The sequence below is a fragment of the Janibacter limosus genome (assembly GCF_004295485.1).
In the GTDB taxonomy this organism is placed as follows: Bacteria; Actinomycetota; Actinomycetes; order Actinomycetales; family Dermatophilaceae; genus Janibacter; species Janibacter limosus_A.
In genome coordinates, this window is record NZ_CP036164.1 from 1,280,451 (window position 1) to 1,292,877 (window position 12,427).

Annotated in this window: 14 protein-coding genes; 10 read left to right on the forward strand and 4 right to left on the reverse strand. The window is 70.0% G+C overall.

Features of this window, described 5'->3' with window-relative positions:
• Positions 1-273 precede the first annotated feature (273 nt).
• Positions 274-1,227: a heme o synthase gene (locus EXU32_RS06110; protein ID WP_130629096.1), complete on the forward strand. Its 954-nt coding sequence runs from the start codon at positions 274-276 to the stop codon at positions 1,225-1,227.
• A gap of 387 nt (positions 1,228-1,614) precedes the next feature.
• Here the strand turns inward: EXU32_RS06110 and EXU32_RS06115 are convergent, their stop codons facing one another.
• The 3 genes from EXU32_RS06115 to EXU32_RS06125 are packed head-to-tail and all read right to left on the reverse strand — an operon-like array spanning position 1,615 to position 4,039.
• On the reverse strand, positions 1,615-2,529 hold the full coding sequence (locus EXU32_RS06115; protein ID WP_130629097.1) for a COX15/CtaA family protein: 915 nt from the start codon (positions 2,527-2,529) through the stop codon (positions 1,615-1,617).
• A 54-nt stretch (positions 2,530-2,583) separates the two neighbouring features.
• The gene (locus tag EXU32_RS06120; protein ID WP_130629098.1) at positions 2,584-3,339 is read right to left on the reverse strand and encodes an ABC transporter permease; all 756 of its coding nucleotides are present in this window, start codon (positions 3,337-3,339) and stop codon (positions 2,584-2,586) included.
• Positions 3,332-4,039, reverse strand: coding sequence for an ABC transporter ATP-binding protein (locus EXU32_RS06125; RefSeq protein WP_130629099.1), 708 nt, complete (start codon positions 4,037-4,039; stop codon positions 3,332-3,334). Before EXU32_RS06125 ends, EXU32_RS06120 begins: the two co-directional genes overlap by 8 nt.
• Before the next feature lie 87 nt (positions 4,040-4,126).
• Here EXU32_RS06125 and EXU32_RS06130 point away from each other — a divergent pair, with 87 nt between their 5' ends.
• From EXU32_RS06130 to EXU32_RS06170, 9 genes are read left to right on the forward strand one after another with little or no spacing between them, the layout of a single operon-like run.
• Positions 4,127-4,855, forward strand: a complete 729-nt coding sequence (locus tag EXU32_RS06130; protein ID WP_130629100.1) for a helix-turn-helix transcriptional regulator — start codon at positions 4,127-4,129, stop codon at positions 4,853-4,855.
• Positions 4,852-6,273 (forward strand): Fe-S cluster assembly protein SufB, encoded by a 1,422-nt coding sequence (gene sufB, locus EXU32_RS06135; RefSeq protein WP_130629101.1) that lies wholly within the window; start codon positions 4,852-4,854, stop codon positions 6,271-6,273. The genes EXU32_RS06130 and sufB overlap by 4 nt, the downstream gene beginning before the upstream one ends.
• Positions 6,273-7,442 (forward strand): Fe-S cluster assembly protein SufD, encoded by a 1,170-nt coding sequence (gene sufD / locus EXU32_RS06140; protein ID WP_130629102.1) that lies wholly within the window; start codon positions 6,273-6,275, stop codon positions 7,440-7,442. Before sufB ends, sufD begins: the two co-directional genes overlap by 1 nt.
• Complete coding sequence (locus EXU32_RS06145; RefSeq protein ID WP_130629103.1) at positions 7,439-7,774, forward strand: non-heme iron oxygenase ferredoxin subunit; 336 nt, start codon at positions 7,439-7,441, stop codon at positions 7,772-7,774. Before sufD ends, EXU32_RS06145 begins: the two co-directional genes overlap by 4 nt.
• 31 nt (positions 7,775-7,805) lie before the next feature.
• Positions 7,806-8,585: a Fe-S cluster assembly ATPase SufC gene (sufC, locus tag EXU32_RS06150; protein WP_130629104.1), complete on the forward strand. Its 780-nt coding sequence runs from the start codon at positions 7,806-7,808 to the stop codon at positions 8,583-8,585.
• Between the two features lie 2 nt (positions 8,586-8,587).
• Positions 8,588-9,868, forward strand: a complete 1,281-nt coding sequence (locus EXU32_RS06155) for a cysteine desulfurase (RefSeq protein ID WP_130629105.1) — start codon at positions 8,588-8,590, stop codon at positions 9,866-9,868.
• Positions 9,868-10,338: a Fe-S cluster assembly sulfur transfer protein SufU gene (sufU, locus tag EXU32_RS06160; RefSeq protein WP_130629106.1), complete on the forward strand. Its 471-nt coding sequence runs from the start codon at positions 9,868-9,870 to the stop codon at positions 10,336-10,338. The genes EXU32_RS06155 and sufU overlap by 1 nt, the downstream gene beginning before the upstream one ends.
• Positions 10,335-10,664, forward strand: a complete 330-nt coding sequence (locus EXU32_RS06165) for a metal-sulfur cluster assembly factor (protein ID WP_130629107.1) — start codon at positions 10,335-10,337, stop codon at positions 10,662-10,664. The genes sufU and EXU32_RS06165 overlap by 4 nt, the downstream gene beginning before the upstream one ends.
• A gap of 11 nt (positions 10,665-10,675) precedes the next feature.
• On the forward strand, positions 10,676-11,251 hold the full coding sequence (locus EXU32_RS06170; protein WP_130629108.1) for an acVLRF1 family peptidyl-tRNA hydrolase: 576 nt from the start codon (positions 10,676-10,678) through the stop codon (positions 11,249-11,251).
• A gap of 235 nt (positions 11,252-11,486) precedes the next feature.
• Here EXU32_RS06170 and ypfJ read toward each other — a convergent pair whose 3' ends face one another.
• Positions 11,487-12,416: a KPN_02809 family neutral zinc metallopeptidase gene (gene ypfJ / locus EXU32_RS06175; protein ID WP_130629109.1), complete on the reverse strand. Its 930-nt coding sequence runs from the start codon at positions 12,414-12,416 to the stop codon at positions 11,487-11,489.
• Positions 12,417-12,427 lie beyond the last annotated feature (11 nt).

Below are 12,427 nucleotides of genomic sequence, written 5' to 3' on the forward strand. Positions count from 1 at the left end.
CGGGGTTCGCGGAGGCCACGGTGCGAGTGGTGCCCTTGGGGGCAGCACTATCGGCTGCCTTCTTCGCGGGAGCCTTGGGGGAGGTGTCGGTGTCCGTGCTCACGGAGGACCTTTCTGCTGCGGAGGCGTGCGTGCTCACCTCCACACTAGTGCGCACGTGATGTGCGCGACGCTCCGTGGGGGCGGGCCTGACCGACTCCGGGGCCCGGGTAGAGTGAGGCCCAGGCCAGCGCCCGGCGCGGCCCGACCAACCCCCTTCGGCAAAGGCAGTCCGTGACCACTCTCGAGTCGACGCGCGAGCTGTCGCCGGCGACCCGCCCGTGGCGTCGCACCGTGCGTGCGTACGTTGCCCTCACGAAGCCTCGGATCATCGAGCTGCTCCTCGTGACGACGGTCCCGGTGATGTTCCTCGCCCAGCGCGGCATCCCCTCCCTCTCGCTCATCGTGCTCACCCTCGTCGGTGGCAGCCTGAGCGCCGGGGCGGCCAACACCTTCAACATGGTCTACGACCGTGACATCGACGCGCAGATGGGTCGCACGCAGAACCGCCCGCTCGTCACCGGCGAGGCCTCGGCCCGCGGCGCGCTGATCTTCGCCTTCGTGCTCACCGCCCTGTCGACGGCCTGGCTGTGGCTGCTCGTCAACCCGCTCTCGGCGATGCTCTCGCTGGCCGCCATCGTGCTCTACGCGGTCATGTACACGATGATCCTCAAGCGCCGCACCTCCCAGAACATCGTCTGGGGCGGGATCGCCGGCTGCATGCCCACCCTCATCGGCTGGTCCGCCGTGACCAACGAGGTCGGCCTGCCCGCGATCATCCTCTTCCTCGTCATCTTCTTCTGGACCCCGCCGCACTACTGGCCCCTGTCCATCGGCTTCTCCGCCGACTACGCCGCAGCCGGCGTGCCGATGCTGCCCGTCGTCAAGCAGATGACCACCGTGGCCCGGCAGATCGTCGCCTACTCGTGGGTGATGGTCCTGACCTCGCTCGCGCTCGTCCCCGTCGCAGACATGGGCTGGATCTACCTCGTGGCGGCCGTCGCCTCAGGGGCGCTCTTCGTCGCCGAGGCACACCGCCTGCTCGCCGTCGCCAAGCGCGGCGAGACCAAGCAGTCGGTGCTCAAGCCGATGCGGCTCTTCCACTTCTCGATCACCTACGTGACGCTGCTCTTCCTCGGTGTCGCGATCGACCCGCTGCTGCACCTGCCGCTGCCCGGCCTGGCCTGAGTCTTTCGGCTCGGCACAACCCGCGTGGTCGGGTGTCGTGGATGCCATCGCTCCCGAAGGGGGCAGGTCGGCGCGCTGCCGAAGTCCTTCGTTCTCGTTCGGTCACCTCGTCCTTCTCGACTTCGGCTTGATGCTGCGCCGACCTCCCCCCTTCGTCCGCTGGTCTCGTGGGCGACCGTCCCGCCCCCTTCGTCCGTTGGTCTCGTAGGCGAGCGTCCCGACCCCTTCGTCCGCTCGCGCCGACCTCCCCCCTTCGTCCGCTGGTCTCGTAGGCGAGCGTCCCGCCCCCTTCGTCCGCTCGCGCCGACCCGCCCCGGCCGCCCATTCGAAGAAGGACCGCGACCTCGGGGTCGCGGTCCTTCTTCGAATCAGGCTGTGTGGTGGGACTCAGTCGGTCGAGGGGAGGGGCTCAGGGCTTCTCGACAGGACGATCGCCCGGACGATGACGACGACGAGGGCACTGGCGCCGAACATGTGGGCCAGGACGAGGACCTCTGGGAGGTCGGTCAGGTACTGCACATAGCCGATCAGGCCCTGCGCGAGCGTCACCATCAGGACGACCCACCAGGCGCGGGCCGGGCCGGCGGCGCGCTCGGTGAGCTTCGCCCCCAGCCAGACGGCCACGCAGATCCCGATGAAGAGCATCACCGCGTCGGCGTGCAGCCACGAGATGGTGCGCGGGTCGAAGCCGGTGCGGGCCGGGGTGTCGGCGTCGCCCGAGTGCGGTCCGGAGCCGGTGACGATGGTGCCGAGCACGAGGACCACCGCGGCGACCGTGGCCAGCACCCACTGCAGCCTCCCGACGAGCGGGTGGAGCATCGAGCGGGTCGCCCCACCGGGCTGCTGGTGACGCCAGTACAGCCAGGCGGAGACCGTCACGAGAGCCATCGAGCACAGGAAGTGGAAGGCCACGATCCACGGGTTGAGGCCGGTGAGCACCGTGATGCCGCCGACGATCGCCTGGGCGCCGACGCCGGCCAGCACGACCCACGCGGCCCGGATCAGCTCAGGACGCTCACGGGCCCAGCGGTAGAGACCCCACAGCACGAGCAGGGCCAGGAACCCGACCACGCCGGTGAGCGTGCGGTTGCCGAACTCGATGATCTTGTGGATGCCCTGCTCCTGCTCCACGGTCGGCACGTACGACCCGGGCACGCATTGCGGCCAGGTCGGGCAGCCGAGGCCCGAGCCGGTCAGGCGGACGAGCCCACCCGTGACGACGATGCCGACCTCGGCGATCAGGTTGAGCAGGAGCAGGCGGGGCAGCCACCTGCGGGCTGCCGAGGAGAGGGTCTGTGACACGCCACTACGGTATGTCGTAGCCGAAGGGGAGATGACCACGGGTGGCGAAGGGGGTCAGTCCCGCCAGCGGAAGGTCCGCACCACCGCGAGGCTGAGCACGGCACCCCACACGACGAGCACGGCCCAGGGCAGCAGGGGCACGCCGGAGCCGGTCAGCCCGTCGCGGAAGGCATCGCCCAACGCACCGGAGGGCAGCCACCGCACGATCGCGTCGAGGCCGCCGATCGTCGTGCCGGGCAGGAGCAGACCACCGACGCCGGCGAGCAGGACCCAGACGAGGTTGGCCAGGGCCAGGACGGCCTCGGCCCGCAGCGCTCCGGCCAGGAGCAGCGCGAGGGAGACGAAGACCCAGACGCCCAGCGCCGCGGACACGGGTGCCAGAAGCAGGCCGAGCAGGTCCGGCCGCCATCCGAGGGCCGCCCCGAGGGCACCGAGGACGACGAGCTGGACGAGCGCGACCACGGCCACCGCCACGGCCTTGCCGGCGAGCAGCCCGTCGCTGCCGACGGGTGTCGTCGCGAGGAGCCGCAGCACGCCGTAGCGACGGTCGAAGGCGGTCTGGATCGCCTGCCCGGTGAAGGCCGTCGAGACGACGGCCAGGGCGAGCACGCCCGGGACGACGAGGGCCACGCGGGGCTCCGCCAGGTCCGGGTAGGGCGAGGCGATCAGGGCGACCATGGCCAGGGCGGGCAGCACGAGCGAGACGAGCAGCTGCTCGCCGTTGCGGGCGAGGATCTCTGCCTCGAAGCGCGCCTGGGCGAGGATGCGGCGCCCCTGCGGCTCCGCGGGGGAGAGGGTGGTCTCAGCCACGGGTTCCTCCGGTCAGGGCGAAGTAGGCGTCCTCGAGCCGGCCCCCGCCAGCGATGGCGGCGGGCGTGTCGTCCGCAACGACCGTGCCGCGGTCGAGGATGACGATCCGGTCGGCCAGGCGCTCGGCCTCGTCGAAGCCGTGGGTGGTGACGACCAGGGCGACGCCCTCGTCCCGACGCTCCCGGATCAGGTCCCAGACCGCGAGCCGTGCGTGCGGGTCCAGCCCGGCGGTCGGCTCGTCGAGGAAGGCGACCTCGGGGTCGCCGAGCAGCGCGGCGGCCAGGGCGACCCGCTGGCGCTGCCCGCCGCTCAGGCGGCGCACCGGCGTCCGGGCGAAGGGGGTGATGTCCAGGCGGTCGACCAGCTCGTCGATGCGGTGGCTCCGGTAGAGCCGCTGCAGGTGCCCGAGGAGACGCGCCGCCGAGACGCTCTGCGGCAGGCCGCCGTCCTGGAGCATGACCCCGACCCGGGCGCGGTGGTCGGCGCCGGCCTGCCACGGGTCGACGCCGAGGACGCGGCAGCTCCCGGAGTCGGGACGTTGGAGGCCCTCGAGGCACTCGATGGTCGTCGTCTTGCCGGCCCCGTTGGGGCCGAGGACGCAGGTGATCTGGCCCGTCTCGGCAGCCCATGTGGCCCCGTCGACGGCGCGAGTGTCACCGAAGACGCGGCGCAGGTCCTCCACGACGACGGCACGTGTCACGAGAGGCGAGTCTAGGCAGCACGATCGACGGACCCGGGTTAGGGCTCCCTTTGTTGCCTTGTCGGGGTAATTACGTAACATGGGTGTGTGGTTAATTCCTCGCACGTCGACAAGGCGCCGTCGGTACCCGACGACGTCAGTCGTGATGCGCGAACCCGTGACCGCGTCCTGGCCGTCATCAGCGAGCAGGGGCCGATCACCGCGGCTGCGCTGGCCGCACAGCTGGGGCTGACCGCCACCGGCGTGCGCCGCCACCTCGACCAGCTCGCCGAGACGAGTGCCGTGACGAGTCGCGCGCCCCACGCGGGCAAGCGTGGCCGGGGCCGTCCCGCCAAGGAGTGGGTCGTCGGTGACACCGGTCACGAGCACCTGACCGCCGACTACGACGAGCTGGCTGCTGATGCCATGCGCTTCCTGCGCCAGACCGGCGGCGAGGACGCCGTGCGCGCCTTCGCCGACCAACGCATCCGCTCCCTCGAGGAGCGGTGCGAGAGCCAGATCGCGGCGGCGGGCGACGATCCGCACGCCCGCACCGAGGCCCTCGTCGAGGCCCTGCGTGTCGAGGGCTACGCTGCCAGCGCCCGCACGGTCGGCGACGACGTCGTCGTCGGTCTGCAGCTGTGCCAGGGCCATTGCCCGGTCCAGCACGTCGCCGCGGAGTTCCCCGAGCTGTGCGAGGCGGAGACCGATGCCTTCTCCCGTCTCCTCGGCGTCCACGTCCAACGCCTGGCCACCCTGGCCCAGGGCGACCACGTCTGCACCACCTTCGTCCCCACCCCGGGGGCGCGTCCCCACACAGAGAGGTCCACCCGATGAGCACCAACATCGAAGAGCTCAACCCCGGGCTCAAGGACATCGGCCGGTACGAGTACGGCTGGTCCGACAGCGACGCCGCGGGCGCGACGGCCAAGCGTGGCCTCAACGAGGATGTCGTGCTCGACATCAGCAACCGCAAGAGCGAGCCGCAGTGGATGCGCGACCTGCGCCTGAAGTCCCTGCGCCTCTTCGGCAAGAAGCCCATGCCGAGCTGGGGGAGCGACCTCACCGGGATCGACTTCCAGAACATCAAGTACTTTGTGAAGTCCACCGAGAACCAGGCCGCCTCGTGGGAGGAGCTCCCGGAGGACATCCGCAACACCTACGACCGTCTGGGCATCCCGGAGGCGGAGAAGCAGCGCCTCGTCGCCGGCGTCGCCGCCCAGTACGAGTCCGAGGTCGTCTACCACCAGATCCGCGAGGACCTGGAGCAGCAGGGCGTCATCTTCGTCGACACCGACACCGGGCTGCGCGAGCACGAGGACCTCTTCCGCGAGTACTTCGGCACCGTCATCCCCGCCGGTGACAACAAGTTCGCCGCGCTCAACACCGCCGTGTGGTCGGGTGGGTCCTTCATCTACGTCCCGCCGGGCGTGCACGTCGACATCCCGCTGCAGGCCTACTTCCGGATCAACACCGAAAACATGGGCCAGTTCGAGCGGACGCTGATCATCGCCGACGAGGGCTCCTCGGTCCACTACGTCGAGGGGTGCACCGCGCCCATCTACAGCACCGCGTCGCTGCACAGCGCGGTCGTCGAGATCGTCGTGAAGAAGAACGCCCGGGTGCGCTACACGACCATCCAGAACTGGTCCAACAACGTCTACAACCTCGTCACCAAGCGCACCACGGTCGCCGAGGGCGGGACGATGGAGTGGGTCGACGGCAACATCGGCTCCAAGGTGACGATGAAGTACCCCGCGTGCTTCCTCATGGGCGAGTACGCGAAGGGGGAGACCCTCTCGATCGCCTTCGCCGGCGAGGGCCAGCACCAGGACGCGGGCGCCAAGATGGTGCACGCCGCCCCCAACACCTCCAGCTCGATCATCTCCAAGTCGGTGGCACGTGGTGGCGGTCGCACCTCCTACCGGGGCCTCGTGCAGGTCCTCGAGGGCGCGACCAACAGCAAGTCCAATGTCGTCTGCGACGCACTGCTCGTCGACACGATCAGCCGGTCCGACACCTACCCCTACGTCGACGTCCGCGAGGACGAGGTGCAGATGGGTCACGAGGCCACGGTCTCCAAGGTGTCCGCCGACCAGCTCTTCTACCTCATGTCCCGCGGGCTCAACGAGGAGGAGGCCATGGCGACGATCGTGCGTGGCTTCGTCGAGCCCATCGCGCGCGAGCTGCCGATGGAGTACGCCCTCGAGCTCAACCGTCTCATCGAACTCCAGATGGAAGGAGCCGTCGGCTGATGAGCCTGCTGGCTGACTCGGGCCCCAAGGCCCATACCCATTCCGCGGACACACTTGTCCCCGACCAGTCCCGCGCGGAGCGCACCCGCTCCTGGCAGGTCTCCGACTTCGACGTGCCCACCGGGCGCGAGGAGGACTGGCGCTTCACCCCGGTCGGTGAGCTGACCGACCTCTTCAGCGACGCCGGGGACAGCTCCTCGCTCAGCGTCACGCACGAGCTGCCCGAGGGCGTGACCCGCACGAGCGTCTCGGCCGACGAGTTCCGGGGCGCGGGCGTCCCGCTGCCGGCCGACCGCGCCGCGGCCGTCGCCGCGAGCGGCGACTCGGTGGTCGTCATCGACGTCCCGGCCGAGGCCGAGCTCACCGAGCCGGTGCGCATCCGGCTCGACGGTGCGAGTCGAGAGACCGTGCGGTCGCACCACGTCGTGCGCGTCGGTGCCTTCGCCAAGGCGACGGTCGTCGTCGAGCACTCGGGCACCAGCGACTACACCGAGCTGCTCTCCGTGGTCTCCGGCGACAGCTCACAGCTGACGATCGTCTCGCTGCAGGACTGGGCCGACGACGCCCACCACCTCGGCCAGCACGACGTCGTCGTGGGTCGTGACGCCAGCGTGCGGCACATCGCCATCACCATCGGTGGCGGCATCGTGCGACTCAACACCAACGCGACCTACGCCGGTCCCGGCGGCTCCTTCGAGGGCCTGGGTGTCTACTTCGCCGACGCCGGGCAGCACCTCGAGCACCGGCTCTTCGTCGACCACGAGGCGCCGCACTGCACGAGCAATGTCGAGTACAAGGGCGCGCTCCAGGGCGAGACCGCGCACACCGTGTGGGTCGGCGACGTCCTCATCCGCGCGGCGGCCGAGGGCACCGAGACCTACGAGCTCAACCGCAACCTCGTGCTGACCGACGGCGCCCGTGCCGACTCCGTCCCCAACCTCGAGATCGAGACGGGCGAGATCATCGGCGCCGGTCACGCATCGACGACGGGCCGCTTCGACGACCAGCAGCTGTTCTACCTGCAGTCGCGCGGCATCCCCGAGGACGAGGCCCGTCGCCTCGTCGTGCGCGGCTTCTTCAACAGCATCGTCCAGCGGGTCGGTGACCCGGAGATCAGCGAGCGCATCATGGCGGCGATCGACGTCGAGCTCGAGGGCGGCGCGGCATGAGTGCCGTCGCCGAGCCGGACTTCGTCCGGGTCTGCCACCTCGACGAGCTGACGACCGGGGAGGCCGCCAAGGCGGAGGTCTCCGGTCGGGTCATCGCCGTGGTCCGCACCGAGGACGGCACCGTCCACGCGATCGACGACGAGTGCACCCACGGCAAGGTCTCGCTCTCCGAGGGCGAGGTCGAGGGCTGCACCATCGAGTGCTGGCTGCACGGCTCCCGCTTCGACCTGCTCTCCGGCCGGCCCACCAGCCTCCCGGCGACCGTCCCCGTCAGGGTGCACACCGTCCAGGTGAGCGCCGACGGTGACGTCCTCGTCGCGCTGGCCGACTGACCACACACTTCACGAAGGAAAGACGACGAACATGGCAACGCTAGAGATCACCGACCTGCACGTCAGCGTCACCACCGAGGACGGCCCCAAGGAGATCCTCAAGGGCGTCACGCTCACCATCAACTCCGGTGAGACGCACGCGATCATGGGCCCCAACGGGTCGGGCAAGTCCACGCTGGCCTACTCCATCGCCGGCCACCCCAAGTACACCGTCACCTCCGGCACGGTGACCCTCGACGGCGAGGACGTGCTCGCCATGTCCGTCGACGAGCGGGCTCGCGCCGGCCTCTTCCTCGCGATGCAGTACCCCGTCGAGGTCCCGGGCGTCACGGTGAGCAACTTCCTGCGGACGGCCAAGACGGCCGTCGACGGTGAGGCGCCCAAGCTGCGGCACTGGGTCAAGGACGTCCGCAACGCGATGGACGAGCTGCGGATGGACCCCGCCTTCGCCGAGCGCAATGTCAACGAGGGCTTCTCCGGTGGCGAGAAGAAGCGCCACGAGATCCTCCAGATGGAGCTGCTCAAGCCCAAGTTCGCCATCCTCGACGAGACCGACTCCGGTCTGGACGTCGATGCCCTGCGCATCGTCTCCGAGGGTGTCAACCGCGCCAAGGCGGGCACCGACGCCGGCGTCCTGCTGATCACGCACTACACGCGCATCCTGCGCTACATCACCCCCGACCAGGTCCACGTCTTCGTCGACGGGCGGATCGCCGAGCAGGGCGGGGCCGAGCTGGCCGACCGGCTCGAGGCCGAGGGATACGACCGCTTCCTGACGACGGGGGAGCCCGCCACGACCGCTGGAGCCTGAGCATGACGCCACAGCTGATCCCCGAGGGCGAGCTGGCCGCGATCCGCGGTCAGTTCCCCATCCTCGAGCGCACCGTGCGCGGGGGCAAGCCACTCGTCTACCTCGACTCCGGTGCGACCTCGCAGAAGCCGCTCGCCGTCCTGGACGCCGAGCGCGACTTCCTGCTCACGGCCAACTCGGCGCCCCACCGCGGGGCGCACGCGCTGTCCGAGGAAGCCACCGAGGCCTACGAGGGCGCCCGGGCGGCCATCGCCGGGCTCATTGGTGCGCAGGAGCGCGAGGTGGTCTTCACCAAGAACGCCACCGAGGCGCTCAACCTCGCCGCCTACGCCTTCTCCAACGCGGAGGTGGGATCCCCCCTTCGCGTCGGTGAAGGTGACGAGATCCTGATCACCGAGGCCGAGCACCACGCCAACCTCATCCCGTGGCAGGAGCTGTGCCGCCGCACCGGCGCCACCCTGCGCTGGATCGGCGTGACCGACGACGGTCGCCTCGACCTCGACCAGCTCGACGAGATGGTCACCGAGCGCACCAAGGTCGTGGCCTTCACCCACGCGTCCAACGTGCTGGGCGCCGTCAGCGACGTCCCGCGCATCGTGGCTGCGGCCAAGGCCGTCGGGGCGATCACGGTCCTCGACGCCTGCCAGTCGGTGCCGCACCTGCCGGTGGACGTCACCGAGCTCGGCGTCGACCTGCTCGCCTTCTCCGGCCACAAGATGTACGGCCCGAGCGGTATCGGTGTCCTGTGGGGTCGCTACGACCTCCTCGACCAGATGCCCGCCTTCCTCACCGGAGGCTCGATGATCGAGATCGTGCGGATGGAGGGCAGCACCTATGCGCCGCCGCCCACCCGCTTCGAGGCCGGCGTGCCGATGACCAGCCAGGCCATCGGCCTGGGTGCCGCCGTGCGCTGGATGCAGGACATCGGTGTCGAGCGGATCGCCGCGCACGAGCAGGCCCTCACGGCCCAGCTGCTCGAGGCGATCGCGCAGCGTCCGTGGCTGCGGCTCATCGGTCCGGCCGACGTCGTCCACCGCGGCGCCGCGGTCTCCTTCGTCGTCGACGGCGTCCACGCCCACGACGTGGGCCAGGTCCTCGACGACCACGGCGTCGCCGTCCGCGTGGGGCACCACTGTGCCTGGCCGCTGCACCGCGCCTTCGGTGTCGCTGCGACCACCCGCGCCTCGCTGGCCGTCTACAACACCCCGGCCGAGATCGACACGCTCGTCGCTGCGCTCGACCGTGTGCCGGCGATCTTCGGCGTCGAGACAGGAGCCGCCTGATGGACCTCTACCAAGAGCTCATCCTCGACCACTCCAAGCGTCAGTTCGGTCACGGCCTGCGTGAGGGCCACCTGGCCGAGGTGCACCACGTCAACCCCACCTGTGGTGACGAGGTGACGCTGCGCGTCCACCTCGACGGCACCGGGCACGACGCGACGATCACCGACATCTCCTACGAGGCGTTGGGCTGCTCGATCTCCATGGCGAGCACCTCGATCCTCGCGGAGGAGGTCACCGGTGACAGCATCGACGACGCGATGGTCGTGCACGAGGCGATGCGTCAGATGCTCACCAGCCGCGGCAAGAACTCTGGAGACGAAGAGGTCATCGGCGACGGCGTCGCCCTGGCCGGCGTCGCCCAGTACCCGGCACGCGTGAAGTGTGCTCTGCTGGGCTGGATGGCCCTCACCGACGCGCTGGCCCAGGCCGGCGTCGACATCGCGACCACATCCCAAGGAGAGACCGCATGACTGCCCAGGCACCCACCCCGAGCAATGTCGCTGATGTCGAGGAGGCGCTGCGCGACGTCGTCGACCCCGAGCTGGGGATCAACGTCGTCGACCTCGGCCTCGTCTACGGCATCACCGTCGACCCGCAGAACCACGCGGTCATCGACATGACCCTCACCTCCGCGGCCTGCCCGCTCACCGACGTCATCGAGGACCAGGTCAACCAGGCGCTCACCGACCTGGTCACGGACGCGCGGATCAACTGGGTCTGGATGCCGCCGTGGGGACCGGACAAGATCACCGACGACGGGCGCGAGCAGCTGCGCGCCCTCGGCTTCAACATCTGAGTCACCCCAGCATGTCCCGCACCGTCGAGGTGGCCCCGGCCCGCCTCGAGCGGTGGGTCGAAGGCTTTGCAGCCCGGCACGACGGCGCCACGCGCGCCGACGTGCCGGGCTCCTTCGTGCTCACCGGCGGTGATGGCTCGACGGCCACGGGGGAGCCCTTCGACCATGCCCGCATCGGCGTGGTCCTCGTGCGCCGCGGAGGTCACGCGGTCGGCCGTGACGAAGGGGGCGACCTCGTCGCCCACACCTGCGGCACCGCCTATGTGCAGGGCAGGACCAAGAAGGGCGGTTGGTCACAGCAGCGCTACGCCCGGCGGCGCGGCAACCAGGCCGACGGCGTGATCGACAAGGTGAGCGAGCTCGCCCTTCGGCATCTGGAGCCAGGGAGCGTGGACGCCCTGGTGCTCGGAGGCGACCGGCGCATGGCCGAGCAGGTGCTCGACGACGACCGCCTCGCCCACCTGCGCGACCTGCCGCGCCGGACCCTGTGGGACCTCCCCGACCCCAGGTTTGCTGTCCTCGAGGAAGCCGCCCGGAGGGCGCGCGCCATACGCATCACCCTCGAGGACGCCAGCGACCGAGGTTGATGGCCGGCACGTGACACCAGCGACGGGCGGTGAGGGTCGGCGCAGCATCAAGCCGAAGTCGAGAACGACAACGCGACCACACGACGACGACCCTTCGAGACGCTTGCTGCGCAAACTCCTCAGGGACCGGACTTCGGCAGCGCGCCGACCGTCATCGCCGGGAGCGGCCCTTCGACGCCGGCCCTTCGAGACGGCCCTTCGAGACGCTTGCTGCGCAAGCTCCTCAGGGACCGGGTCAGATGTTGTTGGGGTCGCTGACCTCGAAGGTGTCGCACTGGTTGACGGAGGTGGCGTTCATCCCGCGCAGCAGCCAGGCCTGACGGGCCTTGGCCGAGCCGTGGGTCCAGGACTCGGGCTGGACGCCACCACCGGACTTCTTCTGGATCTCGTCGTCGCCGACGGACTTGGCCGCACCCATGGCGTTGGTGACATCGGCGTCGCTGATGTCGGTGAGCAGCGCCTGGCCCTGGGCGTCCTTGGTCTCGGTGGCGTGCTGGATCCACATGCCGGCGAAGCAGTCGGCCATCAGCTCCACGCGTACGGCACCGGAGTCAGCGCCCTGCGGGTCCTTCTGGGCCTCGCCGAGCACACCGTAGACATTCTGGATGTGGTGGCCGTACTCGTGCGCGAGGACGTACAGCTCGGCGAGCACGCCGTCCTGGGCCCCGAGCTGCCGCTCCATGATGTCGAAGAAGTCGGTGTCGATGAAGATCTGCTCGTCGACGGGGCAGTAGAAGGGACCGACCTGGTTGCTCGCGGTGCCGCACTGGGACTGGGTCTGCCCCGTGTAGACGACGACCTTGTCGGGTCCGCGGAACTGCTGGTTGGCGTCCTGGAGGGCCTTGGCCAGGTCGGGCTGGTCGCTCCAGAAGTCCTGGAGGCTGTTCTCGCCGAGGACCATGAGGCACTCGCGATCGTTCTTGGCATCGGCGCCCGTCTTGCACTTCTCCGCCAGGCGCTGGTCGCTCTGGCCCTGGCCGGTGTCCTGCGGCGCACCACCACCGCCGAGCATGTCGCCGTTGCCGGTCAGGACGAGGATCACGGCGATGATCAGGCCGACGATTCCGCCACCTCCGGCGATCACAGGGCCCCGCCCTCGGCCGCCACCGCCACCGCCGCCGCCCATGCGCGAGGTGTCGAGCGAGGCGTTGTCGTTGATGCTCATGGGTGGTTCCT